The organism is Patulibacter brassicae (genome assembly GCF_033949425.1).
GTDB lineage: Bacteria > Actinomycetota > Thermoleophilia > Solirubrobacterales > Solirubrobacteraceae > Patulibacter > Patulibacter brassicae.
This window is the reverse complement of sequence record NZ_JAXAVX010000004.1, coordinates 106,314-130,839: the sequence shown is the minus strand read 5'-3', so window position 1 is coordinate 130,839 and position 24,526 is coordinate 106,314. Positions and strand designations below refer to the sequence as shown.

Below are 24,526 nucleotides of genomic sequence, written 5' to 3'. Positions count from 1 at the left end.
CCTCCTTCCTGGCCGCGCGCGGACGCGCGGCCTGGTCCTGGACCCCTGGTCCTCGGGGTCGCCTCGCAGCCGATGGTCAGCGGATCCTGGATCAGGGCGCCGCGGGCTCGTCCTCGATCGCGTGGTCCTCGGGTCTCCTCGCGGCCGATCTCCAGGGGAGCCTGATCAGGGCGTCGCCGGCTCGAAGGCCAGGTAGTGCACGTCGGTCAGCCGGTCCGCGCCGCGCGCGAAGAGCCGCTGGCCGAGGCTCCAGCTGGACCGGACCACGCGCTCGGCGCGCTCGCGCTCCTGCGGCGTGTCGAGGACCCGGCCGCGGGCGGAGATCGGGTCACCGAGCGGCACGCCGCGCACGTCGCAGCGCGCCAGCAGGGCCGACGGATCGCGGCGCAGCCGCTTGACCTTCACCGCGCCGATCTCCGTCCAGACGTAGAGCGTCCGGTCGCCGTCGAGCGCGAACCAGACCGGGGTCGGGATCGCGCGACCGTCCCGCGTGTACGTCACGAGGAGGACGTGGTCGCCGCCCGCGAGGCTCGCGAACGTCTCCTCGCGGCGCACGGGCCGTGCGAGCACCTCCTCGGCGCGCGGGGAGCGCGCCGCCTGGAGCGGGCCCTTCGCCACCGTGACGAGGCGGCGGCGCAGCCCCGTCATCCGCGGAGGTCCATGACGAGGCAGGAGCCGGTCGCCGTCGCGATCAGCCGGTCCTCGTCGTCGCGCAGCTCGGCGGCGCCGAAGGCCACGCGCCGGCCCGGCTTCGTGACCGTCCCGACGGCCTCGAGCACCGCGCCCGGCTTCGGCGAGCGGAGGTAGGAGACGTTCAGGTCGATCGACGTGTACGTGACGCCCGCGGGCAGGGTCGTGTGGACCGCGCAGCCGATCGCGGAGTCCAGCACGGTGCAGATGACGCCGCCGTGGACCGTCCCGAGCGGGTTGAGCATCGACTCGTCGGGGTCGCAGCGGAACGTCACCGTGCCCTCGTCGGCGTTCGTGCCCTGCATCCGGAGGAGCGCGCTGATCGGGGGCGGCGGCACCTCGCCGGCCCAGACGGCCCGCATGAACTCCAAGCCGGTCATCCCGGGCGCGGCGGCCAGGGCGGGTGCGGGGTCCTGCCACTCGACGGTGCGGGTGCGGGCGGCGGTCGTCGGCACGGTCTCGGACATCGGGGCTCCGTTCGCGGTTCGGGACGTTCTATGCATCGGCGCATAGAACCCTGCGCCGGATCGTACTATGCGAGACTGCATAGAACGATGCCCCGCCGGTCCGACGCCCGCCAGCGCATGCTCGAGAGCGGCGCGACGCTCTTCCGCGAGCGCGGCGTCTCGGCGACCGCGCTCGCCGACGTCCTAGCGCACAGCGGCGCGCCGCGCGGCTCCGTCTACCACCACTTCCCCGGGGGTCGAGAGCAGTTCAGCGCCGAGGTCGTCGCCTACGCCGGCCGGGCGCTCTCGCGCCGGATCTCCGAGGCCGCGCCGCTCGGCGGGCACCGCCTCGTCGACCTCCTCGTCGACCACTGGCAGGACGTCCTGGCCGGGACCGATCTGCGGGGCGGCTGCCCGGTCGCCGCCGCGGCGTCGGAGGCCGCCGCCGACCCCGGCGCCCGCGAGGCGGCCGGGGCCGCGTTCGCGCACTGGACCGATCGCCTGGAGCGGGCGCTGACCGCCGACGGCGTCGACGCGACCCGGGCGCGGTCCCTGGCCACGCTGCTGCTCGCGGCGTTCGAGGGCGCGGTCCTGCTGGCCCGCGCGCAGGGCAGCGCGGAACCGGTCGAGGCGGTGCGCGAGGAGCTGCACGCGGTGCTCGACGGCGTCAGCGTCCCGCGACGCTGACACCGCGCCGGCCCGCCGAGGCGACGGTCCGCGCCATGCGCGGGGCCACGCCCGCCCCCCGAAGGTTCGCGGGAGGGGCGACGATCCGCGCCGTACGCGGATCGTCGCCCACGGCGAACCACGCACGCAGCAACGCGGGCAACGATCCGCCACATCCGCGGGTATCTGCCCGCGGCGGACGGCGCTCCCTCTCGCAGGAGCCGCCCGGGGCCCCGATCCACCGGAGGCGGACTCAGCCCGCGGCGGCGAGCTCGCGCGGCACGCGACCACGGACGCGGTCGCGCAGCTCGCGGACCTCGCGGTCGTCCGGGGCGAGCGCGACGGCGCGGTCGCACGCCTCGAGCGCCTCGCTCGTGCGGTCGGTGCGCGCCAGCGCGTGGGCGTAGCGCGACCACGCACGGGCGCGGAGCGCCGGGTCCACCCGCGCGTCGTCGGCGAGCGGATCGCCGTCCTCGTCGCGCCCGTGCCCCCGTCCCTCGTCCGCGAGCTCGGTCGCCTGGCGACACGCGTCGACCTGGCGGCCGAGGTCGCCGACGAGGTGCGCGGCCAGCGCGAGGTCCAGCAGCCCCTCGACGGTCGGGTCCAGGACCCGAGCGCGCTCGAGCGCGTCGAGGGCGCCGCCGCGGTCGTGCAGCCGCAGCCGCAGCCGCCCCAGGCGCTCCCAGGCCGCGCCGTCGGCCGGCGCGAGCGTCACGACGCGCGCGGCGGCCTCCTCGGCCTGGATCGTCGCGCCCTGGGCCTCGTAGATCCGCGCGGCGAAGCGGTGCGGCGCCGGGCGCGTGCCCTCGGCCCGCAGCCAGTCGCGCACCGCCCGGCCGGCCGCGGGCAGGTCCTCGGCCTGGAGCAGCGCGATCGTCAGCAGCCGCAGGACGACGGTGTTGCCGGGATCGGCGTCGCGCGCGTAGAGCAGCCGCTTGGCGGCGACCGCGAACTCCCCCTCGGCCAGCGCGTGCTGCGCGGCGGTGAGGAACCGCTGCACGCGCTCGGCGCCCGGGTCGGGCTTCGAGAAGTCGACGAACTGCAGCGTCCCCGCCGGCACCGTGCGGATCCCGATCTGGAACTGGACCCGGGCGAACTGCTGGACGTCGTCGCCCTCGCCGGTGAAGTACACGCCGGTGACGCTGCCGACGCCCCACTCCGGGTACGACACGCAGCGCGCGTAGCGGTGCACGACGGAGTGGTCCGGCATCCGGCTGCCGAACGGGTCGTGCTGCTCGCGGTCCGCCGCGGCCTGGGACGCCTCGTAGGCGCGGCGGCCGGCCTCCTCGCGCGCGGCGCGCGCCGCGGCGGCGTTGACCTTCACCGCGTTGACGGACACCTTGCCGCCGTGCGAGCCCTCGGCGAGCCGCTCGAGCCGGTCGGCGGCCTCGTTGATCGCCTTCAGGTGCCGCTCGTGCTCCATCTGGCGCCCGGGCGGGGCCAGGTCGGGATGCCAGCGCTTGGCGAGCGTGCGGCGGGCCTGCTGGACGTCCCGCTTCTCGAACGGCGGCTGGAGCTCGAGGAGCCCGAGCGCGTGCTCGATGTCGAAGACGGGAGCGACCATCCCTCCGAGGGTAGCGAGGGGCGCAAGGCCGCTCGCCGCCGGCCCGGGACCGCGCGGGGCACGCGGTCCGCGGGCGGCCGGTCATCCCCCGGCGCGCGTCGCCGGGCCGACGTTCTGGATCACCGAGCCGCGGGCGACGAGCCGGCCGTCGGGCTCGGTCACGGCGACCTCGCTGAAGACGAGCGCGCGGGTCCGGCGGATCGTCGTGGCGACCGCTCGCAGGTCCTGGCCACGGGCCGCCGCGACGTACTCGACGCTCATCGAGATCGTCGAGCCCTCGAGCGACTCGGGCACCGCGTCGTCGGACCACGTCACGGCCATGCCGGCGGTGTCGATGAGCGCGGCGATCGCGCCGCCGTGCACGACGTCGGCGAGGGTGACGTTCTCCGGATCGAACGGCATCGAGAGCTCGGCGCGCTCCGGCTCGAGGGCGTCGAGCCGGATCCCGAGCTTCGTCGGCAGCGGCGAGGCGGGCAGGAACCGGCGCATGGTCTCGCTGCGGGTCTGGGTGGAGGTCTCGCTCATGCCGGGAGCGTCGCGCTCCGGCGTCGCGGCGTCCACGACCTGCGAGGTCGTGGTCCCCGGCCCCTCAGCGCCCCGCGTCGAGGGCCGCCAGCGCGGCCGCGGTGTCCGCGTCGGCGGGGAAGAACGCCTCGATCGCCAGCTCGTCGACGGTGACGTCCTGCGGGGTGCCGAAGACCGTCGTCGTCGACATGAGCCGCAGGACGAGGTCGCCGTGGCGCAGGACGAGCGGCACGACGACCTGGCCGGGCCAGCGGGGTGCCCCGCCGTCCGCCCCGGCCGGCCCGGGCAGCGCGACGAGCTCGTCGAGCAGCGCCGCGAGGTCCGGGTCGCCCGACGCGTCGACCTCGCGCGCGAGACGCCCGAGGAGGTGCGCCCGCCACTCCGCGAGGTTCTCCGTCCGTCCCGCGAGGCCGTCGGGGTGCAGCGCCAGGCGCAGGACGTTCACCGGAGGCTCGAGCAGGGCGGGCGGCAGGCCGTCGAGGAGCGGCGCCAGGCCCGCGTTCGCCGCGACGAGGTCCCAGCGCCGGTCGACCACGAGCGCGGGCGTCGGCCGCAGGCCGTCGAGGACGAGCTCGATCGCCTCGTGGACGGCGCGCATGCCCGGGGCGTCGAGCGCCGACTCGGGGTACGCCGGCGCGTAGCCGGCGGCGAGCAGCAGGCGGTTGCGCTCGCGCAGCGGCACGTCGAGGTGCTCGCTGAGGTGGAGGATCATCCGCGAGGTCGGTCGCGAGCGGCCGGTCTCGAGCGCGCTGAGGTGGCGGGCCGAGACGACGCCGGACGCGTCGAGGTCCAGCTGGCTCAGCCGACGGCGCTCCCGCCAGGCGCGCAGGAGCTCGCCGACCGGCTGCTCGGGCGGGGCGATCGTGCTCATGGGGCGATCGTAGGCGGCGCGGGTCGCGAGGACCACGACCTCCGGGGTCGTCGCGCGGCGCGTCGACGGGACGCGGGGACGGCGGGGCGGGCGCCGGCCGCGTGATCGGCGAACGATCCCGTTCACCGATCGGGGGAACGCGCTAGCGTTCGCGCCATGACGACGTTCGCGGGGCGCACGAGCCTCATCACGGGGGCGGCGAGCGGGATCGGTCGGGCCGCGGCCCTGACGGTCGCCCGGCGGGGCGGGGCGCTCGTGCTCACCGACCGCTCCGCCGACGCACTCGAGGAGACGGTCGCGCAGGTCACCCAGGCGGGCGGCCACGTCGTGGCCCACGAGGCGTTCGACATCACCGACCACGACGCCGTGATGGCGTTCGCCGAGCGGGTGCACGCGACGCACGGCGCCGTCCACGTGGTGATGAACATCGCCGGGATCTCGACGTGGGGCACCGTGGAGACGCTGGAGCACGAGCACTGGAAGGCGATGCTCGACGTCAACCTGCTCGGCCCGATCAGCGTCATCGAGGCGTTCGTGCCGGCGATGATCCGCGCCGGACGCGGCGGCCACCTCGTGAACGTCTCCTCCGCCGCCGGCCTCTTCGGCCTCCCGTGGCACGCGGCCTACAGCGCGAGCAAGTTCGGCCTGCGGGGCGTGTCCGAGGTCCTGCGGTTCGACCTGCGCCAGCACGGCATCCACGTGAGCCTCGTCTGCCCCGGCGCGGTGGCGACCGGGCTCGTCGAGACGGTGAACATCGTCGGCGTCGACCGCGACGACCCCCGGGTGCGCCGCGAGGTCGGCCGGTTCGTGCACCACGCCGTGAGCCCCGAGAAGGCCGCGGCCGCGATCGTCCGCGGGGTCGAGCGCAACCGGTTCATGGTCTACACCTCCCGCGACATCCAGCTCGGCTTCCTCGGCCAGCGGCTCTTCCCGTGGGGCTACGCGCTCGTCATGCGCCTGGCGAGCCGGCGCTTCAACGCGGTCTTCGGCCGCGCCCGGGTCTAGCCGGACTGCGAGCTGAGCGCGAGGCCCACGATGCCGCAGGCCACGAGCGCGAGGCTCACCACGCGCAGCGGGGCGGCGCTCTCGTCGAGCCAGGCGATCCCGACGATCGCCGCGCCGACCGCGCCGATGCCGGTCCAGACCGCGTAGCCGGTGCCGACCGGCAGGTCGCGCAGCGCGCGCGAGAGCAGGACGACGCTCGCCACCGCGGCGACGACGAAGACGACCGTCTCCGGCAGCCGGCTGAAGCCGTCGCTGCGCTTCATCGCGATCGCCCAGACGACCTCGAGCAGACCGGCGGCGAAGAGCATGACCCAGGACATCGGTGCCTCCCTCGCGCCGTCGTCGTTCCGGGTACGGCGCGCCCTCTCGTCCGGAGGCGTCCCGTCGGGCGCCCGTCCTCGACGGTAGCACCGCCCCGCCGGGCTCGACCCGCGGCGCGATCGCCCGCCCCGCCGGACGATCGCGCCGAGCGCCGGGCGTCGTTGTCGATACCTTGGAGAGGTGACCTTCACCGGGCAGTACGTCTTCACCATGCACCAGGTCACGAAGGTGCACCCGCCGGACAAGACGGTCTTCAAGGAGCTGTCGCTGTCGTTCCTGCCCGGCGCCAAGATCGGCGTCCTCGGCTACAACGGCGCCGGCAAGTCGAGCCTCCTGCGGATCATGTCCGGCCAGGACAAGGACTTCGACGGCGAGGCGACGCTCGGAACCGGCGCGACGGTCGGCATCCTCCAGCAGGAGCCGCAGCTCGACGAGACGAAGACCGTCCACGAGAACGTCCTCGAGGGGCTCTCGGAGCTCAAGGCGCTCGTCGACCGCTTCAACGAGCTGGCGGTGAACTACAGCGACGAGACCGCCGAGGAGTTCGCGCGGCTGCAGACGGAGATCGACGCCGCCGACGCGTGGGACCTCGACAACAAGGTCGAGTACGCGATGGACGCGCTGCGCTGCCCGCCCGGCGACTGGAACGTCACCGACCTCTCCGGCGGCGAGAAGCGCCGCGTCGCGCTCGCGCGTCTGCTGCTCTCGGCCCCCGACCTGCTGCTGCTCGACGAGCCGACGAACCACCTCGACGCCGAGTCGGTCCACTGGCTGGAGCGCCATCTGGAGTCCTACCCGGGCTGCGTCGTGGCGGTGACCCACGATCGGTACTTCCTCGACAACGTCGCCGGCTGGATCCTCGAGCTCGACCGCGGCCGGGGCTACCCGTTCGAGGGCAACTACTCCGCGTGGCTCGAGGCGAAGGCCAAGCGGATGGCGCAGGAGAAGCGCACCGACGTGGCCCGCCAGCGGCGGATCAACGAGGAGCTCGAGTGGGCCCGGAAGAACCCGAAGGGCCGGCAGACGAAGCAGAAGGCGCGCCTGAACAACCTCGAGGCGCTGATGGAGCAGCAGGCCGCCCAGCGCCTCGACGAGACCCGGATCACGATCCCGCCCGGGCCGCGCCTCGGCGACACGGTGATCGAGGCGAAGGGCCTGACGAAGGCGTTCGGCGACAAGCTCCTCTTCGAGGACCTCTCCTTCACGCTGCCGCCCGGCGGCATGGTCGGCGTGATCGGCCCGAACGGCGCGGGCAAGACGACGCTCTTCAAGCTCCTCACCGGGATCGAGCAGCCCGACGCCGGCGAGATCAAGCTCGGCGAGACGGTCGACCTCTCGTACGTCGACCAGTCGCGCGACTCGCTGGACCCCGAGAAGAACGTCTGGCAGGAGATCTCGGAGGGCCTCGACTACGTGAAGGTCGGGGACCGCGAGATGAACTCGCGCCAGTACGTCGCGTCGTTCAACTTCAAGAAGGGCGACCAGCAGAAGAAGGTCGGCTCGCTCTCCGGCGGCGAGCGCAACCGCGTCCACCTCGCGAAGCTCCTGCGTCGCGGCGGCAACGTCCTGCTGCTGGACGAGCCGACGAACGACCTCGACACCGACACGCTCCAGGCGCTGGAGGAGGGCCTGCTCGGCTTCCCGGGCTGCGCGGTGGTCATCTCCCACGATCGCTGGTTCCTGGACCGGATCGCCACCCACATCCTCGCCTTCGAGGGCAACTCGACGGCCACCTGGTTCGAGGGCAACCTGCAGGCCTACGAGGCCTACCGCCGCGAGCTGCTCGGCGACGAGGCCGACCGCCCGCACCGGCTGAGCTACAAGAAGCTCACGCGCTGAGGCCGGAGGGGCCGGGCGTCGGATGGTCACCGGCGGCGAAGCGCCCGACGACGCGATCCGCGCCTCCGACGCGGAGCGCGACGCGGCGATCGAGCGGCTGCGCGAGGGCGCGGCCGGCGGCCGCCTGACCTTCGAGGAGCTCGCGGACCGGATCGAGGGCGCCGCCGGCGCGCGCACGCGCGGCGACCTGCGCGCGCTGCTCGGCGACCTGCCGGCCGATCCGCCGACGACGCCCCGCGCCGCGGAGCCCGCCGGGCCGGTCGAGGAGCACCGCTCGTCGTTCGGCGACCTGCGTCGCGACGGACGCTGGACGGTCCCGTCCCGCAGCCGGTGGCGGACGATCCTCGGCGACGTCGTGCTCGACCTGCGGGAGGCGGCCGTGGCCCACGAGCGGATCGAGATCGAGGCGAGGACCGTGTTCGGCGACGTCCGGCTGCTCGTGCCGGAGGGCATCGAGGTCCACCTGCGGGGCGCGAGCTTCTTCGGCGACCTCCGCCAGGACGCCGGCCGGCACGCCCCCGCCGGCGCGCCCGTGATCGCGCTGCAGGCGCGCACGACCTTCGGCGACGTCCGCGTCCAGTCCGCGCGCTTGCGCGACCGGCTCGCCCGGCTGCGACGCGGCTGAGCGGCGTCGCGACACGGCCCGCGGGGGAGGGTGAATCCACGTGTCCGAGCCGGCCACGCGGGTACCGGTCGAGCATCATGGACCATCACGACGAGTTCACGGTGCCCGCGGCGTGCGCGCCGGAGCAGGCGTTCGCGTACGTGGCCGACCTCCGTCACGCCCCGGAGTGGTTCCCCCACCCCCTCGCCGTCCACCTCGTGACCGGCGAGGACCCGCTGCGGATCGGCACCGCCTACGCGCTGCGCGGTTCCCTCCCCGGCCTGCGGCGCGGCCTGCACTACGAGGTCATCGAGGTCGAGCCGCCGCACCGGATCACGTGGGCGACGACCGCGCCCCGCGCGCTGCACGGCTGCGACGCGTTCACGATCGAGCCCGAGCCGCGCGGGTGCCTCGTGCGCTTCACCAGCGACTTCCTGCTCCACGGCGCGTCCGAGCTGCGCTGGCGGCTCGGCGGCGGCGCGCTGCTGCGGCGGGCGTTCCTGCGCAGCGCGCGCAACCTCGCCGCGCGGCTCCCCGCACCGGCACCCGCGCTGGCGCTCGCCTGAGCGCGGGTCGCGACCCGCGTGGCGATAGCGTCGGGGCGTGCGCCAGATCGACCTCGTCGAGTTCACCGACCCCGCGTGCCCGTTCGCCTACAGCGCGGAGCCGATCAAGTGGCGGCTCCTCTGGCGCTACGGCGACGGGCTGACGTGGACGATCCGCGTCGTCGGGCTGGCGCGGGACGCCGGCGCCCAGCGGGCGAAGGGCTTCGACGACGAGCGCAACGCGGCGGTCCTGCGCCACTTCGACGCGTACGGGATGCCGCTGACGACCGTCGACCGCCGGCCGCCGGCCGGCACCTGGGACGCCTGCCGCACGATCGTCGCCGCCCGCGAGTTCGCGACCGGCAGCGAGCCGGCCGTGCTGCGGGCGCTGCGCGTGCTCGGGCTCGCGGAGGGCCGGGCGATCGACGACCCCGAGGTCCTCGACGAGGCGGCGCGCCGCGCCGGGCTGGAGCCCGCCGAGGTCCGCGAGTGGGCCGCCGACGACGCGACGGCACGCGCGTTCCAGGCCGACCTCGCCGCCGCCCGCGACCCCGGGCCCGCGGCGCTCGCGCTCGACCACAAGCTCGCCGACGCCGAGCCCGACGTCCTGGCGGAGCTGCCCCCGGCGCTCCACGTCGGGTCCGCCGGCCGCCGCTACACCTGCCCGAGCTACGTCCTGCGCAACGGCAACCGCAGCGCCGAGGTCCCGGGGTTCCAGCCGTGGGCCGCCGTCGAGGCGGCGGTCGCGAACCTCGTGCCGGCGCTCGCGCCGCGTCCGTGGGCCGGCGACGTCGCGGAGGTCCTGACCTGGGCGGCCGGCGAACCGCTCGCGACGGTCGAGGTCGCGGCGCTGCTGGACCGGCAGGACGAGCGCGACGCGGTGCGGGACGAGCTGCGGCAGGCCGGCGCGCGCGAGCAGGCGGTGGGCACCGACGCCTTCTGGACCGCCGGCTGAGCGGCCGGACCGGGACCGGCGCACGGACCGGGCCGCGGTCCGGATCGCCCGTCCGCACGGGGCGGCGCCGGGCGCGCGCTAGCGTCGTGCCCGTGCCGAGCGTCGACGTCACGACCTACACCGATCCGGCGTGCCCGTACGCCTTCAGCGCCGAGCCGATCCGCTGGCGGCTGCGCTGGCGCTACGGCGACGAGCTGCGCTGCCACCTGCGCCTCGTCGGCCTGTCGAAGGACGGCGCGTCGTACGAGCGGATGGGCTTCACGCCCGAGCGCGCGGCCGCGGCCCTGCGGCACTTCGACGCCTACGGGCAGCCGCTGACGACCGCCGAGAGCCGTCCGGTCGGCGGCACGTGGCCGGCCTGCGAGGCGATCGTCGCGGTCCGCGAGCGCCGCGGCATCGACGCCGCCGTGACCCTCCTGCGCGCCCTCCACGTCGAGACGCTCGCCGGCGGGGCCGCGCTGAGCGACGACGCGACCCTGGCCGCCGCGCTCGAGGCGGGCGGCCTCGACGCGACGGCGGACGACGTCGCCGGCTGGCGCGCCGAGGAGGACGTCCAGGCGGCCTTCCGCGCCGACCTCTCCGCGGCCCGCCGCCCCTCCCCCGCGGCCGTGGCGCTCGACCAGAAGCTCGCGCCCTCCGGCGAGGACTGGACCGCCGAGCAGGCGGGCGAGCCGCTCGGGCCGCGTCGCTACACCTGCCCGAGCTACGTCCTGGAGCGCGACGGGCGGGTCCTCGAGGCGCCGGGCTTCCACACCGCGCTCACGATCGAGACGCTCGTGGCGAACCTCGCGCCGGAGCTCGAGCAGCGTCCCTGGGCCACCGACCCGCTCGAGGTCGTGCGCTGGGCCGGCGAGCCGCTGACGACCCAGGAGGTCGCCGCGGTCCTCGACCGCGAGGGCGAGCGCGACGCGGTCGGCGAGGAGCTCGCCGCCGCCGGCGCGACGCGTCGGCCGATCGGCACCGACGCGCTCTGGACCGCCTGATCGGGGCGAGGGCGCGGGCTCAGCCGGCGGTGCCGAGCGACCGCAGCAGCGCGAGCTCGGCGGCCGCGGCGCGCCCGAGGTCCCCCAGGTCGACCGACTCGTCCGCCGCGTGGATCCGCGAGCGGTCGTCGCCGGCGCCCCAGAGCACGAACTCGGCGTCGGGGTAGATCGCGGCGAGGTCCGCGCAGAGCGGGATCGCCCCGCCGGTGCCGATCCGGCTGACCGGTGCCGCGTAGCCGGCCTCGAGCGCCGCGGCGGCCGCGGTCGCCACGGGCCCCTCGCCGCCGAGCAGCGCGCCGGGGGCCAGCGCGCTGATCTCGAACGCCAGCTGCACCCCCCAGGGCGCGACGGCGCGGACGTGGGCGACGAGCGCGTCGGCCGCCGCCCGCGGGTCCTGCGTCGGGGCCAGGCGCATCGAGAGCTTCGCCCGCGCGCTGGGGATCAGCGCGTTGCCGGCGCCCCGCACCGTCGGCGCGTCGATGCCCACCGCGGTCACCGACGGCCGCGTCAGGAGGCGCTCCGCCAGCGGTCCCGACCCGACGAGGGCCACGCCGTCCAGCACGCCGGCCTCACGGCGGAACTGCTCCTCGTCGAGCGCGTCGCCGTCCCACGGCAGCCGGTCGAGGCCCGCCACGGCGACGTCGCCGTCCTCGTCGTGGAGCGTCGCGATGATCCGCGACAGCGCCACGAGCGCGTCGGGCGCCGCGCCGCCGGCGACCCCCGAGTGGACGAAGTCCCGCAGGGTCGAGACGGTGACCTCGACGACGGCGAAGCCGCGCAGCGACGTCGTGAGGGTCGGCGTGCCCGTGGCGACGTTCGAGCCGTCGGCGATGACGAACGCGTCGGCGCGGAAGCGGTCGGGATCGGCGGCCACGAGCGTCGAGAGCGTGCCCTCGCCCGTCTCCTCCTCGCCCTCGACGAGGACCTTGATCCCGAGGCCCGCGGCCCGCAGGTCGCCGAGCGCCCGCAGCGCCGCGACGTGCAACGCGATGCCGCACTTGTCGTCGGCGGTGCCGCGACCGTAGAGCCGCCCGTCGCGCTCGGTGGCGGTGAAGGCCGGGGTCGTCCACGCGTCCTCGGGACCGGCCGGCTGGACGTCGTAGTGGGCGTAGAGCAGGACGGTCGGCGCGTCGCTGCCGGCGGGCGGCGCGACCTGGCCGAAGACGGCCGGCGCGGCGCCGGGCACGTCGATCTGGACGACGTCCTCGAGGCCCGCCTCGCGCAGCAGCTCCTCGGTGAGGTCGGCGGCGGCGCGGACCGGCTCGGTCGGGAAGCCCGGGAAGGCGACCGACGGCAGCGCGACGAGCGCCTCGAGGTCGGCGCGCAGGCGGCCCTGGTCGATGTCGGTGTCGGTGGTCATGCGGTGCTCGGGCTCCCGGTCGGGGGACGGTCGGCCGGCGCGTCGAGGCGGGCGAGCAGGACGTCGCGCAGCGTCGCGACGTCCTCGGCCACGGCGTCGGCGTCCGCGAGCTCGTCGACCGCGTGCGGGCCGGTGGCGACGGCGATCACGCCGACGCCGTCGTGGCGCGCGCACGCGATGTCGCGCGGGGTGTCGCCGATGACGATCGTGCGCTCGGCCGGCCAGGGCGCGCCGTCGTCGCGCAGCGCCGCGCCGACGCGGGTGCGGGCGATCGCCGGCAGGTGGTCGCGGACCTCGTGGTCGGAGCCGAACCCGCCACCGAGCGTCGCGTCGAACCAGCGCCCGATGCCGGCCGCCTCGAGCTTGCGGCGCGCCACCGGCTCGAAGTTGCCGGTCACGAGGGTCTGCACGACGTCCTCGCGCTCGTGCAGCTCGGCGAGGAGCGCGTCGACGCCCGGGTTCAGGTGCGCCGTGAGGTCGTCGGGCGCGTAGAGCTCGCAGGTGCGGGCGCGCACGCGCGACGCGTGCGCGTCGATCTCGGCCGCGTCGACGCCCGCGGCCTCCAGCAGCAGCCGGGCGATCTGGCCGTCGGTCATGCCGGCGCCCTTCGGGCCCGCGCCGGTGCGGGTCTCCAGCGCGTCGCGGTCGAGGCCGTGGACCTCCAGCAGCGCCGCCCAGACCGCCTCGGCGTGCGCGCGCGACGCGCGCAGGAGCAGCGTCCCGTCGATGTCCCAGAGCAGGAGCCAGCCGCCGGCGGCGCGGGCGGCGCGCGCGTCGGCCAGGACCGTCATCGCCGCAGGTCGACGGACGGGTCGAGCCGCTGGGCGAAGGCGGCGATGAGCTTCGCGGCGTTGAGGATGTCGTCGACCTGGGCGGTCTCCACCACGGAGTGCATGTAGCGCAGCGGCACGCCGATGACCGCCGTCGGGATCCCGTCCGCGGCGATGTTGATCGCGTCGGCGTCGGTGCCCGTGCCGCGCCCGGTGGCGCTCACGGTGAAGGGGATGTCCTCCTGCTCGGCGATCTCGATCAGGCGGTCGCCGATCCACGGGTGCAGCGGCGTGCCGAGCTCGACGACCGGACCGGAGCCGAGCGGATGCTCGCCGATCTCGTTGACGTCGACGCCGGGGTGATCGCTGGCGAAGGTCACGTCGACGACGATCGCCAGGCCGGGACGGACCCGGTGGGCGGTCGTCTTGGCGCCGTGCAGGCCCGTCTCCTCGCGGGCGACGGCCCACGCCTGGACCTCGCCCGGCGCGCCGCCGGCCTCGGCGACGAGGCGCGCGGCCTCGTAGGCGACGAACGAGCCGATCCGGTTGTCCATCGAGCGGGAGGCGACGCGGCCGCCGCGCAGCTCGAGCGGCTCGGCGTCGATCACCGCGACGTCGCCGATCCGCACGACCGCGCGCGCGTCCTCCTTGTCGGCGGCGCCGATGTCGATCGTCAGGTCCTTGATCTTCGCCGCGCGGGAGCGCTCGTCGGCCTCGATCAGGTGGATCGGCTTCTTCCCGATCACGCCCGGGACGAGGTCGCCGCCCTTCGTGATGACGCGGACGCGCTGCCCGACGAGCTGCTGCGGATCCTGGCCGCCGACGGGCGCGATCCGCAGGAAGCCCTTCTCGTCGATGTGGGTGACGATGAGCCCGATCTCGTCGATGTGGCCGACGACGGCCAGCGACGGCACGCCCTCCTGGGTGCCCGAGACGCGGCCGACGGTCGAGCCGAACGTGTCCCACTCGAGCGTCGCGAACGCGGAGGCGTGCTTGCGGAAGACCGCGCTGGCGATCTCCTCGCGCCCCGACGGCCCCGGGGCGGTGAGGAGGTCGCGCAGGACGGGCGGCAGGCTCATGCCCCGGACGCTATCGCGCCCGCGCCGCGGCCTCGCTCGAACGGTCCCTAGTCGCGCGGCGGCGCGCCGCGCCGCACCTGGTTGGAGAGGTTGCCGGTCTGCAGGCCCCAGAGGATCCAGCCCGCGCGGCCGGCGCCGGCGCCGCGGACGCCGCCCGGCGGCAGGTCGCGAGCCCGACGCAGGTCCCCGGCGGTGAGGATCTCGACGACGGTCGCGGGCCCCGCGTCGCCCCCGCCGGCCAGCCGGCGGCCGGCGCGGTCGGCGATCACGCCGCCCACCTGCTCCGCGCTGGCCATCCACGGCGCCGACTCGCTGCGCGAGCGGGTGGCGACGGGACCGAGCACGTAGGCCTCGACCTGCACCCCGTAGCCGGACTCCTCGGCCGCGAGGACCTGGGCGGCCATGAGCTCGCCCGCGGCGACGGTCGAGACCGCGCCCGAGCCGGGCACCGGGTAGCGCGCGGCCGCGCCGTTGATCATCGCGTAGCCCGCCCCGGGCCGATCGCGCAAGAGCGGCACGAAGGCGCGGACGGCGAGGTGGTGGGCGCGCAGGCCGTCGTGGATCGCCGACTCCCACTCGTCGAGCCCGAGCTCGGCGAGCGGCGGGCCGGCGGCCCAGCCGCCGAGCGCGGCGACGACGAGGTCCGGTGGACCCGCGAGGCGCAGGACGTCGGCGGCGAGCGCCTGCGCGGCGTCCTCGCCCGCCGAGAGGTCGCCGATGACCGGCACGAGCCGCTCGACGGGACGGCCGGCGTCGCGCAGCCGGTGCTCGAGCGCCTGCAGCCGCTCGTGGCCGCGCGAGGGCACGGCGACCCGCGCTCCGGCGTCCAGCAGTCCGGCGACGATCCCCTCGCCGACCTCGCCGGCCCCGCCGCAGACGACGGTCGTCCGGCCGTCGAGGCGGGGCGGCGGGTCCGGGACCCCGCGGCCGGGCAGTCGGTCGAGCAGCGCCATCGCGGCGACACTACCGCCCGCGCGACGGCACCCGGCCGGTCCGGGTCGGCGGCGCGTGGACGGCGAGGCGGCGGTGCGACCCCGGAGGGCGGGCGGTGGTCGCCGCCCGCCCACCGGTGCCGCGGAGCGACCGCGAACGAGGGAGAGGGGGGCGGCCAGGTGGGCCGGCCGCCCCACGGGCATCGTCCCGCGCCAGGGAGCGCGGAGGGCTCGACGGCGGGCCCGAACGGCGCCCGGCCCTTTGGCCCGGCGGACAGGGCCCCCGCCCGCCGCGCCCGCCGCGCCCGCCGTGCGGCGCCGGCGGCGCTGCGGCCCGCGCCGGCGCCGGGCGGTCGCGGCCTCCGCACGGCGTGCCTCCGTCGGCCCCGTCGCCCGTCCGTCGCGCGCGGGCGCACCGCCGCGTCGCCCGGTCGCCGGTACCGTCTCGGTGCAGAGAGACATGATCGATCCTGTTGTCCTGTCCCGCGTTCCGGGCGTCCACGAGAGCGACCTGACCGACGAGGCGCTCGACCAGCTCCCGGCCGGCGACCCGCCCCCGGCGCCGTGGACCTGCCGGGCCTCGGCGGTGCTGTGGCTCGCGCGGGCCCCGCGGGCCGCGCGCGCCGCGCTGCCCCCGGCCCTGCGCGACCGGCGACCGGTGGGCGTGGTCGGGGGGATGGTCCGCTACCGCGACACGCCGGTCGGCGCGTACGACGAGGTCTTCGGCCAGGTCGGGTACCTGCGTGGCGGTCGGCCGCGGTCGACGGTGGCGCTCATGGCCGTGGACTCCCCAGCGAGCCTCGTGGGCGGGCGCGCGAACTGGGCGATGCCCAAGGCGCTCGTGCGGTTCGACGGCGACCCGACGACGTCGATGACGGCCTCCACGGCGGGCTGGCGGGTCACGAGCCACGTCCGACCGCTCGGCCCGGCACTGCCGATCCGCACGACGGCGATCGTCGAGCAGCAGGGCCCCGACGGCGTCCTGCGAACCTGCCGGATGGTCGCCCACGGGCGCCTCCGCCCGGCGCTCGTGCGCACCGAGATCCGCTCGACGGGTCCCCTCGCGCGCTGGCTGCGCCCCGGTCCGCACCTCGGCCTCGTCGGCGACGAGATCGAGTTCACCCTCTCCCCCACCCGCCCGCTCGGCGGGTGAGCCCCGATCCCGCGGCCCGGCCCGACGACGACCGCGGGCGGGCGCGCCGTCCCGGCCGAGCGCCCGGCCCGTAGGCTCCCCGGGGTGGTGCGCACCGACACGGGGCCCGGCCCCGCCGACGACGCCGCGGTCGAGCGCGTCGTCGGCGACGCCCTGGAGCTCGCCGCCATCGGGGCCCCGACCGGCGACGAGGGAGCGCGTGGCGCGGCCGTCGCCGAGCGGCTCGCCCGCCTCGGGCTCGACCCGCAGCAGGACGCCGTCGGCAACGTCGTCGTGCGCCTCGGCGACGCCGGGCCGGCGCTCGTCGTCACCGCGCACCTCGACACGGTCTTCGGTCCCGAGATCCCGCTGGAGCCGCGGCGCGACGGCGACCGGCTGCTCGGTCCCGGCATCGGCGACGACACCGTCGCCGTCGCCGCGCTGCTCGAGCTCGCGCGCGCCCTGCGCGAGGCACCGCCGGTCCGGCCGGTCGTGCTGGCCGCGACCGTCGGGGAGGAGGGCCTCGGCGACCTGCGCGGCGCCAAGCACCTGCTGGCGAGCGTCCCGGCACGGGCGCTCGTCGCGCTCGAGGGCCACCTGCTCGACGACCTCGTCGTCGGCGGGATCGGGGCCCTGCGACTCCGCGCCCGCTACCGCGGCCCGGGCGGGCACTCGTGGGGCGACCGCGGCACGGGCAGCGCCGCCCACGCCCTGCTGCGGGCCGGCGCCGCCGCGCTCGACGCCGTGCCCCGCGGCGCGCACATCAACGTCGGGGTCGTCCGCTCGGGCAGCACCGTGAACGCGATCGCGGAGGAGGGGGAGCTGCTCGTCGACCTGCGCGACGACGACGACGGCCGGCTGCGGCGCACCGCCCAGCGCGTCCGCGACGCCCTCGAGCGCGCGCCGCGCGGCGTCCACGCCACCGTGGAGCAGGTCGGGCATCGGCCGGCGGGCCGCACGCCCGGCGACCACCCGCTCGTCACGACCGCCCGCACCGCCCGCGCCGCCGTCGGCCTGCCGCCGGCGCGCGAGGACGCCGGCTCGACGGAGTGCAACGCGGCGTACCCGCTCGGCGTCCCGGCGATCTGCGTCGGCATCACGCGCGGCGGCGACATGCACCGGACCTCGGAGTGGGTGGCGATCCCGCCGATCGCGGCCGGGCTCGGCGCGCTGCTCGAGCTCGTCCGGCGCCTCGACGCGGCGGAGCTCGGTGGCTGACGCCCCCGACGTCGTCGTCGGCGACGACGGGCTCGCCCGCTGCCGCTGGGGCGCCGCGCCGGAGCTCTACCGCGCCTACCACGACGACGACTGGGGCCGGCCGCTGCACGGCGAGCGCGCGCTGTTCGAGCTCCTCACCCTCGAGGCGTTCCAGAGCGGCCTCGCGTGGATCACGATCCTCCGCAAGCGCGAGGCGTTCCGGGCCGCCTTCGACGGCTTCGACCCCGAGCGCGTCGCCGCGTACGGGGACGCGGACGTCGCCCGGCTGCTGGCCGACGCCGGCATCGTCCGCAACCGGGCGAAGGTCGCCGCGGCGATCCGGAACGCCCGGGCGACGCTCGCGCTGCGCGAGGACGGCGGGCTCGACGCGCTGCTCTGGTCGTTCGCCGACGCCGCCGCGGCGGAGCGCGCGGGCCGCCCGGCGACCTTCGCCGACGTCCCGGCGTCGACCGCGACCTCGCGCGCGATGGCCCGGGAGCTGCGCCGCCGCGGGTTCGCGTTCGTCGGCCCGACCGTCGCCTACGCGCTCATGCAGTCCGCGGGCATCGTCGACGACCACGTCGCCGGCTGCCACCGCGCGGCCTGAGGCGGACGCGCCGGTCCGCGCGTCGCCGCGCCGCCGACGACCGGCGAGGGCCCCCGCGTCGGCGGCCGGTGCGCGTCGGCGCGCCGGGACCGCGGCGGCCGGACGACGGAGCGGCACCTCCTCCCCCGATGGTCCAGGTCGTCTCGTCCCTGGCGCTCGGACGTCCGATGACCCGAGGGTGCGCCTGCGTCGTCTGCTCCTCGCCCTGCTGCTCGTGCCCGCCCTCGCCACCCCGGCGACCGCCGCGGCCCAGCGCCCGTGGTCGGGCTGGGACGGCGGCCGACAGGTCGCCCCGGGGACCGAGGACGAGGCGACCGATCCCGGCGTCGACGACGGCTGGAGCGTCGAGGACGACGGGCCCGCCGACGACGGCACGTGGACCGACGACGACGGCGTGGTCGAGGACGACCTGCCGGCCGACGACGACGTGGCCGACGACGAGCAGCCGACCGCCGGCTGGAACGGCGGCGACGTGCTCGTCCCGGTGCCGAGCTCGCGCCGGACGATCAAGGGCAAGGTCGCCCGGATCCGGACGGACGGCAAGGCCGCGATCCCGCGGTCGGCGCCCACGTCGGTGAAGCGGGTGATCGCGGCCGCGAACCTCATCGTCGGCAAGCCGTACAAGTGGGGCGGCGGCCACGCCCGGCTGAAGGACTCCGGCTACGACTGCTCCGGCGCGGTGGGCTACGCGATGATCCGCGCCGGCCTCATGACGACCACCGCCACGAGCGGCCAGATGGCGCGGTGGGGTCGGGCGGGCGGCGGCCGCTGGATCACCGTGCACGCGAGCCAGGGCCACGTGTACCTCGAGGTCGCGGGCCTGCGGCTGGACACGAGTCGGGTCGGCGATCCCCGTGGGCGGTCGGGCGTCCGCTGGCGTCCCGTGATCGGTCGCCGCAAGGGCTTCCACAGCCGGCACGTCGCCGGGCTCTGACGCACCGCTCCGACCGGCCGAGCCGCTCGGCCGCGGGCTCCCGGGCGACGCGAAGTACGATCGCCCGGTGCCTGGCCTCACGCTGCTCCACAACCCGCACTGCTCGACCTCGGTCGTCGCCCTCGAGGCGCTCCAGGAGGCCGGGCACGAGGTCGCCGTGCGCAAGTACCTGCTCGTCGCCGAGCGCCTCGACGAGGCCGAGCTGCGCGACCTCGCCGAGCGCCTGGAGGGCGATCCCGTCGACGCCCTGATCCGGCGCGACAAGCGCTACCGCGACCTCGGCCTCGACGCCGACGGGCTCGGCATCGACGAGGTGGTCGCCCTCCTCGTCGAGCACCCCGCGCTGCTGCAGCGCCCGATCCTCGACGACGGCGAGACGGTCGTCATCGGCCGTCCGCGCGACCGGCACGCGGCGTGGGCCGCGACGGGACGCGCCGTCACCGGCTGACCGGATCGGCTCCGCGCGAGTCAGCAGGGCACGAGCACGAGCGAGCCGCCGGTCTCGCCCGAGATGTCGGGCATCCAGCGGTTGCAGGTGCGCGGGGGCGTCGAGCCGCCTCCGCCGCCGCCACCGCCCGAGGAGAGACGGAGCAGGCGGATGCGGCCCTCGGTGCGCACGCGCTGGTCGCCCGCCGTCGCGGTGACCCGCAGCCGCGTGGAGGCGCGCGCCCGCGTCGACAGGCGCACGCGGAGCGTCGCGGTGCGCGTGCGCCCGGCCGCCAGCGGCGCCAGCGTGCGCGTGGACGGGGAGACCCGCAGCCCGCGCGCGCCGGCCACCCGCAGGCGAATGCGTCCCGTGGGCGCGTCGCCGGCGTTCGTGACGAGGACCCGGACCCGGGCGGTGCGGCCGGGACGCAGGCGGCTGGGCACGCCGCGCAGCGCGGCGCCGAGGACCGGCACGGGCCGCAGCGCGATCGGCCCGGTCGTGTCGAGGACGACGGAGGCGTCGCCGGGCTGGGTGAGGGTGGCGATCGCGCAGTCCGGGGTGCCGCCCGCGAGCCGCCGGTCGGTCGCCTCCATCCGCTGCACGGTGGTGCGCTCGCCGGACTTCTCCGCCCGGTCCACCCCGCCGCCGACGTGCTGGCCCGGCGCCGGGAGGACGTGCCAGCTGGCCCGGAAGGAGGCCGTGGACGTCGACAGCCCCTGGGCGGGATAGCCGTCGCAGCCGGTCGCGGTCCGCCGGCCCGCGAAGAGCGTCAGGACGCCCTGGGTCGCGGCGGTCGCGACCCCGCGCAGCCGGACGCTCCCGACGAGCGCGCCGCGCCGCCGGTCGTAGGCCAGCGCCGCCCCGGTGATGTCGTGCGCGGGGTGCGGGCTCGCCGCGTCGCCGGCCGGATCCTCGCCGACGCCGACGAGGTTCGCGCCCGCCGGCGTCGCCGCGACGCCGAGCAGCAGGGCCGCGACGACGGTCGGTGCCGCGGCCCGGAGAGCGGGAGTGACGAAGGCGAACGGACGACGGCGCATGAGGCTCCCGGGGGTCGGAGCGGGCGCCGGCCGCTGCACGCGCGCCCACGCGCCAACCCTACCCCGGAGAGGGCCCGTCCGGCGCCGCCGAGCCGGCCGCGACCCGCGACCGCCGGCGGCACGTGGATCGGCGTCGAGGGTCACCCCGACCACCGCGGCGCCGATCGGGCTCCGCCGCCGTCGACCGACCCTCGGCGCCGCGGCCGAGGATCGGTGGAGCCGGGGCTCAGGCCGCCAGGAGCTGCCGGAGCACGTAGAGCAGCACGCCGCCGTGGCGGTAGTAGTCCGCCTCCTTCGGCGTGTCGATCCGGACGACGGCGTCGAAGGAGACGTCGCCGGCCTGGACCTTCACGGTCTTCGGCAGGTCGCCCGCGTTCAGCGCGTCGGCCTGACCGGTGATCGTGAACTCCTCGGTCCCGTCGAGCCCGAGCGAGTCGGCGCTCTCGCCCTCCGGGAACTGCAGCGGCAGGACGCCCATGCCCACGAGGTTCGAGCGGTGGATCCGCTCGAAGCTCTCGGCGATGACGGCCTTCACCCCGAGGAGGTTCGTCCCCTTCGCCGCCCAGTCGCGCGAGGAGCCCGAGCCGTACTCCTTGCCGCCGAGCACGACGAGCGGGACGCCGGCCTCCGCGTAGGCCTGGCAGGCGTCGTAGATCCACGCCTTCTCGCCCTGGGGCAGCTTCCCGTCGTCGAGCAGGTAGCGGGTGTAGCCGCCCTCGGGCAGCGGGTCGCCCCCGCCCATGACGTTCTTCAGGCGGATGTTCGCGAACGTGCCGCGGATCATCGTCTCGTGGTTGCCGCGCCGCGAGCCGTACGAGTTGAAGTCCGCCGGCTTCACGCCGTGGGCCTCGAGGTACTGGCCCGCCGGCGCCTCGCGCTTGATCGAGCCGGCCGGCGAGATGTGGTCGGTCGTGACCGAGTCGCCGAGCTTCGCCATCACGCGCGCGCCCTGGATGTCCTCGACCGGGGCGGGCTCCGCCGGCATGCCGTCGAAGTACGGCGCCTTGCGGATGTAGGTGGAGTCGTCGCTCCACTCGTAGCGGTCGCCGGTCGGGATCTGCAGCCCCTGCCAGTTCGCGTCGCCGTCGAAGACCTGCGCGTAGCTCTTGCGGAACATGTCCGCCTGGAGGCAGTCCTCGACCGTCTGGGCGACCTCCTTCGTGGAGGGCCAGATGTCCTTCAGGAAGATCTCGCGGCCGCCGTCGCCGACGCCGATCGGGTCGGCCTCGAAGTCGAAGTCCATCGTGCCGGCGATCGCGTACGCCACGACGAGCGGCGGCGACGCGAGGTAGTTCATCTTCACGTCGGGGCTGATGCGGCCCTCGAAGTTCCGGTTGCCCGAGAGCACCGACGTGACTGCGAGGTCGGCGTCGTTGACGGCCTTCGAGATCGGCTCCGGCAGCGGGCCCGAGTTGCCGATGCAGGTCGTGCAGCCGTAGCCGACGAGGTTGAACCCGAGGGCGTCGAGGTCCTCGCTGAGGCCGGCGCGGTCGAGGTAGTCGGTGACGACGAGCGAGCCCGGCGCCAGCGACGTCTTGACCCACGGCTGGCGGTTGAGGCCGAGCTCGCGCGCCTTCCGGGCCACGAGGCCGGCGGCGACCATGACGGCCGGGTTCGAGGTGTTCGTGCAGGAGGTGATCGCGGCGATGACGACGTGCCCGTGATCGAGCTCGAACGTCTCGCCGTCCAGCTCGACCTCGACGCGCGTCGACGGGCGGGTCGCGACGTTCGAGTGGTCGTGCTCGCGCTGCGGCTCGCCGCCGTCGCTGCCGTGGCCGTTGCCGGGCACCTGGGCACCCGGCGGGTCGGACGCCGGGAAGCTCAGCGACGAGCCCTCGTCGACGTAGCTCTCGCCGGTCGGGCCGTGCGGCGCGACGCCGGGCTCGCGGTCGTCGCCGGCGCCACCCTCGTCCTCGGCGGTGACGTAGTTGCCGAGGGCCTCGCGGAACTCGACCTTCGCCTCCGAGAGGGAGATGCGGTCCTGCGGGCGCTTCGGGCCCGAGATCGACGGGACGACCGTCGAGAGGTCGAGCTCGACGATCTGGCTGAACGTCGGCTCCTCTTCCGGATCGTGCCAGAGGCCCTGGGCCTTCGCGTACGCCTCGACGAGCTCGAGCTGCTCCTTCGGGCGACCGGTGAAGCCGAGGTAGCGGATCGTCTCGGCGTCGATCGGGAAGATCGCCGCGGTCGACCCGAACTCCGGGCTCATGTTGCCGATCGTCGCGCGGTCGGCCAGCGGCAGCCGGGTGACGCCCTCGCCGAAGAACTCGACGAACTTGCCGACGACGCCGGTCTGGCGCAGGAGCTCGGTGACGGTGAGGACGAGGTCGGTCGCCGTGGCGCCCTCCGGCAGCTCGCCGACGAGCTTGAAGCCGATGACGTTCGGGATGAGCATCGGGATCGGCTGACCGAGCATCGCGGCCTCGGCCTCGATGCCGCCGACGCCCCAGCCGAGCACGCCGAGGCCGTTGACCATCGTCGTGTGGGAGTCGGTGCCGACGAGCGTGTCGGGGTAGGCCTGCGGGAGGCCGTCCGCCCCGGCGCCGTCGTTGACGAAGACCGCGCGCGACAGGTACTCGAGGTTGACCTGGTGGACGATGCCGGTGTCCGGCGGGACGACCTTGAACGCGTCGAAGGCGTTCTGGCCCCAGCGCAGGAACTGGTAGCGCTCCTCGTTGCGCTCGAACTCCTTCTCCGCGTTGACGCGGAACGCCTCCGGGTTGCCGAACGCGTCGACCTGGACGGAGTGGTCGATCACGAGCTCCGCCGGGACGAGCGGCTCGATCTTCGACGGGTCGCCGCCGAGCTCGGCCATCGCGTCGCGCATCGCGGCGAGGTCGACGACGGCCGGGACGCCGGTGAAGTCCTGCAGGACCACGCGCGCCGGCGTGTAGGCGATCTCGTCGGAGGGGGCAGCCTTCGCGTCCCACGTCGCCAGCGCCTCGATCGACTCCTTCGTGACCGCGCCGTTGCCCTCGGTCCGCAGGAGGTTCTCGAGCAGGATCTTCAGCGAGTACGGCAGCCTAGCGACGTCGTACTTCGCCTGCAGCGCGTCGAGGCGGAAGATCTCGTAGGTGCGGTCGCCGACGGACAGCGTGTCCTTGGCGCCGAAGCTGTTGGTGGTCATGCGCGGGTCCTTCGGGTATCGGGGTGAGGGGTCGGTCCCGCCCACGCCCGCCGCCGGGCGGTCCTGCGCCCGTCGTCGAGGGTGGTCGTGGGAAGTCGGCGGTGCCGCTGCGCTGCGGAGCAGGGCATCACGCGTCGGCGGGCAGGAGGGTGAACGGCTTGCCATCGCGGTCGGTGACCGGCCGGAACCGCTCGACGTCGAGCGTCGCGATCCGCCGGGTCCGCAGGCGCTCGGCCAGGGCGACGAGCGAGGCGTCGGTGAGCCCCAGCTCGGGCCGATCGCGCACGACGGCGAGCATGTCGGCGACGCCGTCGGCCCACCAGCGGACGTTGTAGGCGCCGGAGTCGAGGTCGCCGCGGAGCGCCTCGCGGGCGGCGGGACCGCCGTGCGTGGCGAGCAGGCGGTCGATCTCGGCCACCGCGAGCGGGCTCGTGAAGAGGTCCTCGTCGACGGCCGCGGCCCAGTCGCGCACGGCGACGTGATCGCGGTCGCCCCGGTCCAGCAGCGCCAGCACGACCGACGTGTCGACGACGATCGTCACCGCGTCGGCGCCTCGCCGAGGTAGCGGTCGGCGTTGCGCGCGAGGTCGCCCGGGCCGTCGAACACGGCGACGGTCGGACGGGGGCGCGTGGGGCGGCCCACGGCACCGGTGAGCGTCCGGCGGATGAACTCCGCCTTCGTGATGCCCTCCTCGGCCGCACGGAGGGCGAGCGCCTCGTCGAGCTGATCCTCGAGGTAGATGCTCGTCTTCTTCATGCCCTACGTAGGGTACCACCCTACGTACCCGACCTTCACGGTCGGAATGCGGGCGCGCCGACGCCGCCGGCCCCCGCCCACCGCGCGCCACCGGGCAGGACCGCCGGCACGGTGCGCGGGATCCTCGGCCCCGAGGTCGGGACCGCGTCGTCGC

The 24,526-nt window shown here is 76.0% G+C and carries 26 protein-coding genes; 12 read left to right on the top strand and 14 right to left on the bottom strand.

Translation table 11 applies throughout. The features are described 5' to 3' along the window. Window positions 1–165: 165 nt before the first annotated feature. Together SK069_RS10115 and SK069_RS10110 are read right to left on the bottom strand one after the other, a co-directional pair. Window positions 166–648, bottom strand: a complete 483-nt coding sequence (locus SK069_RS10115) for a PPOX class F420-dependent oxidoreductase (RefSeq protein WP_319954100.1) — start codon at window positions 646–648, stop codon at window positions 166–168. Further along, window positions 645–1,157 carry a PaaI family thioesterase gene (locus SK069_RS10110; RefSeq protein ID WP_319954099.1) on the bottom strand — a complete coding sequence of 171 codons (513 nt, stop codon included), beginning with the start codon at window positions 1,155–1,157 and terminating at the stop codon, window positions 645–647. The genes SK069_RS10115 and SK069_RS10110 overlap by 4 nt, the downstream gene beginning before the upstream one ends. A gap of 87 nt (window positions 1,158–1,244) precedes the next feature. Here SK069_RS10110 and SK069_RS10105 point away from each other — a divergent pair, with 87 nt between their 5' ends. Beyond that, window positions 1,245–1,823 (top strand): TetR/AcrR family transcriptional regulator, encoded by a 579-nt coding sequence (locus tag SK069_RS10105; protein WP_319954098.1) that lies wholly within the window; start codon window positions 1,245–1,247, stop codon window positions 1,821–1,823. A 232-nt stretch (window positions 1,824–2,055) separates the two neighbouring features. Here SK069_RS10105 and SK069_RS10100 read toward each other — a convergent pair whose 3' ends face one another. The 3 genes from SK069_RS10100 to SK069_RS10090 all read right to left on the bottom strand — a co-directional run bounded on the left by SK069_RS10100 (window position 2,056) and on the right by SK069_RS10090 (window position 4,762). Beyond that, the gene (locus tag SK069_RS10100; RefSeq protein WP_319954097.1) at window positions 2,056–3,366 is read right to left on the bottom strand and encodes a tetratricopeptide repeat protein; all 1,311 of its coding nucleotides are present in this window, start codon (window positions 3,364–3,366) and stop codon (window positions 2,056–2,058) included. An 81-nt stretch (window positions 3,367–3,447) separates the two neighbouring features. Then, complete coding sequence (locus SK069_RS10095; RefSeq protein WP_319954096.1) at window positions 3,448–3,891, bottom strand: PaaI family thioesterase; 444 nt, start codon at window positions 3,889–3,891, stop codon at window positions 3,448–3,450. 64 nt (window positions 3,892–3,955) lie between these two features. After that, window positions 3,956–4,762, bottom strand: coding sequence for a helix-turn-helix domain-containing protein (locus SK069_RS10090; protein ID WP_319954095.1), 807 nt, complete (start codon window positions 4,760–4,762; stop codon window positions 3,956–3,958). A gap of 156 nt (window positions 4,763–4,918) precedes the next feature. Between SK069_RS10090 and SK069_RS10085 the strand changes: the two genes are divergently transcribed. Further along, entirely contained in the window at window positions 4,919–5,767 is an 849-nt protein-coding gene (locus SK069_RS10085; RefSeq protein ID WP_319954094.1) for an SDR family oxidoreductase, read from the top strand. On the opposite strand, the gene SK069_RS10080 is transcribed toward SK069_RS10085, so the two are convergent. Beyond that, window positions 5,764–6,087, bottom strand: a complete 324-nt coding sequence (locus tag SK069_RS10080) for a DMT family transporter (RefSeq protein ID WP_319954093.1) — start codon at window positions 6,085–6,087, stop codon at window positions 5,764–5,766. The genes SK069_RS10085 and SK069_RS10080 overlap by 4 nt on opposite strands. Window positions 6,088–6,268: 181 nt before the next feature. On the opposite strand from SK069_RS10080, the gene ettA reads away from it, so the two are divergent. The 5 genes from ettA (at window position 6,269) to SK069_RS10055 (ending at window position 11,014) form a co-directional block, all read left to right on the top strand. Next, the gene (gene ettA, locus SK069_RS10075; RefSeq protein WP_319954092.1) at window positions 6,269–7,927 is read left to right on the top strand and encodes an energy-dependent translational throttle protein EttA; all 1,659 of its coding nucleotides are present in this window, start codon (window positions 6,269–6,271) and stop codon (window positions 7,925–7,927) included. Between the two features lie 22 nt (window positions 7,928–7,949). Then, window positions 7,950–8,552, top strand: coding sequence for a DUF1707 domain-containing protein (locus SK069_RS10070; RefSeq protein ID WP_319954091.1), 603 nt, complete (start codon window positions 7,950–7,952; stop codon window positions 8,550–8,552). Window positions 8,553–8,629: 77 nt separating this feature from the next. Next, window positions 8,630–9,097 (top strand): SRPBCC family protein, encoded by a 468-nt coding sequence (locus tag SK069_RS10065; protein ID WP_319954090.1) that lies wholly within the window; start codon window positions 8,630–8,632, stop codon window positions 9,095–9,097. 37 nt (window positions 9,098–9,134) lie between these two features. Beyond that, window positions 9,135–10,031 carry a DsbA family oxidoreductase gene (locus SK069_RS10060; RefSeq protein WP_319954089.1) on the top strand — a complete coding sequence of 299 codons (897 nt, stop codon included), beginning with the start codon at window positions 9,135–9,137 and terminating at the stop codon, window positions 10,029–10,031. A 92-nt stretch (window positions 10,032–10,123) separates the two neighbouring features. Continuing rightward, entirely contained in the window at window positions 10,124–11,014 is an 891-nt protein-coding gene (locus tag SK069_RS10055) for a DsbA family oxidoreductase (protein WP_319954088.1), read from the top strand. 19 nt (window positions 11,015–11,033) lie between these two features. On the opposite strand, the gene SK069_RS10050 is transcribed toward SK069_RS10055, so the two are convergent. The 4 genes from SK069_RS10050 to SK069_RS10035 are packed head-to-tail and all read right to left on the bottom strand — an operon-like array spanning window position 11,034 to window position 15,176. Further along, entirely contained in the window at window positions 11,034–12,374 is a 1,341-nt protein-coding gene (locus SK069_RS10050) for a M20/M25/M40 family metallo-hydrolase (protein WP_319954087.1), read from the bottom strand. Beyond that, window positions 12,371–13,165, bottom strand: a complete 795-nt coding sequence (locus SK069_RS10045) for an HAD family hydrolase (protein ID WP_319954086.1) — start codon at window positions 13,163–13,165, stop codon at window positions 12,371–12,373. The genes SK069_RS10050 and SK069_RS10045 overlap by 4 nt, the downstream gene beginning before the upstream one ends. Continuing rightward, window positions 13,162–14,223, bottom strand: a complete 1,062-nt coding sequence (locus tag SK069_RS10040; RefSeq protein WP_319954085.1) for a zinc-binding metallopeptidase family protein — start codon at window positions 14,221–14,223, stop codon at window positions 13,162–13,164. The genes SK069_RS10045 and SK069_RS10040 overlap by 4 nt, the downstream gene beginning before the upstream one ends. Before the next feature lie 47 nt (window positions 14,224–14,270). Continuing rightward, window positions 14,271–15,176: an SDR family NAD(P)-dependent oxidoreductase gene (locus tag SK069_RS10035; protein WP_319954084.1), complete on the bottom strand. Its 906-nt coding sequence runs from the start codon at window positions 15,174–15,176 to the stop codon at window positions 14,271–14,273. 439 nt (window positions 15,177–15,615) lie between these two features. On the opposite strand from SK069_RS10035, the gene SK069_RS10030 reads away from it, so the two are divergent. From SK069_RS10030 to SK069_RS10010, 5 genes are all read left to right on the top strand, one after another. Then, window positions 15,616–16,308, top strand: a complete 693-nt coding sequence (locus tag SK069_RS10030; protein WP_319954083.1) for an acetoacetate decarboxylase family protein — start codon at window positions 15,616–15,618, stop codon at window positions 16,306–16,308. 87 nt (window positions 16,309–16,395) lie between these two features. After that, entirely contained in the window at window positions 16,396–17,505 is a 1,110-nt protein-coding gene (locus SK069_RS10025) for a M20/M25/M40 family metallo-hydrolase (RefSeq protein ID WP_319954082.1), read from the top strand. Further along, complete coding sequence (locus SK069_RS10020) at window positions 17,498–18,091, top strand: DNA-3-methyladenine glycosylase I (RefSeq protein WP_319954081.1); 594 nt, start codon at window positions 17,498–17,500, stop codon at window positions 18,089–18,091. Before SK069_RS10025 ends, SK069_RS10020 begins: the two co-directional genes overlap by 8 nt. A gap of 178 nt (window positions 18,092–18,269) precedes the next feature. Beyond that, window positions 18,270–19,025 (top strand): NlpC/P60 family protein, encoded by a 756-nt coding sequence (locus SK069_RS10015; protein ID WP_319954080.1) that lies wholly within the window; start codon window positions 18,270–18,272, stop codon window positions 19,023–19,025. A gap of 67 nt (window positions 19,026–19,092) precedes the next feature. Continuing rightward, window positions 19,093–19,473 (top strand): arsenate reductase family protein, encoded by a 381-nt coding sequence (locus SK069_RS10010; protein ID WP_319954079.1) that lies wholly within the window; start codon window positions 19,093–19,095, stop codon window positions 19,471–19,473. Window positions 19,474–19,493: 20 nt separating this feature from the next. On the opposite strand, the gene SK069_RS10005 is transcribed toward SK069_RS10010, so the two are convergent. The 4 genes from SK069_RS10005 to SK069_RS09990 all read right to left on the bottom strand — a co-directional run bounded on the left by SK069_RS10005 (window position 19,494) and on the right by SK069_RS09990 (window position 24,372). Then, a complete protein-coding gene (locus SK069_RS10005; protein WP_319954078.1) occupies window positions 19,494–20,489 on the bottom strand; it encodes an NEW3 domain-containing protein in 996 nt (331 codons plus the stop codon). Window positions 20,490–20,715: 226 nt separating this feature from the next. Next, the gene (locus tag SK069_RS10000) at window positions 20,716–23,616 is read right to left on the bottom strand and encodes an aconitate hydratase (protein ID WP_319954077.1); all 2,901 of its coding nucleotides are present in this window, start codon (window positions 23,614–23,616) and stop codon (window positions 20,716–20,718) included. A gap of 127 nt (window positions 23,617–23,743) precedes the next feature. Then, window positions 23,744–24,157: a type II toxin-antitoxin system VapC family toxin gene (locus SK069_RS09995; protein ID WP_319954076.1), complete on the bottom strand. Its 414-nt coding sequence runs from the start codon at window positions 24,155–24,157 to the stop codon at window positions 23,744–23,746. Further along, window positions 24,154–24,372 carry a ribbon-helix-helix domain-containing protein gene (locus tag SK069_RS09990; RefSeq protein ID WP_319954075.1) on the bottom strand — a complete coding sequence of 73 codons (219 nt, stop codon included), beginning with the start codon at window positions 24,370–24,372 and terminating at the stop codon, window positions 24,154–24,156. Before SK069_RS09990 ends, SK069_RS09995 begins: the two co-directional genes overlap by 4 nt. Between the last annotated feature and the right edge of the window lie 154 nt (window positions 24,373–24,526).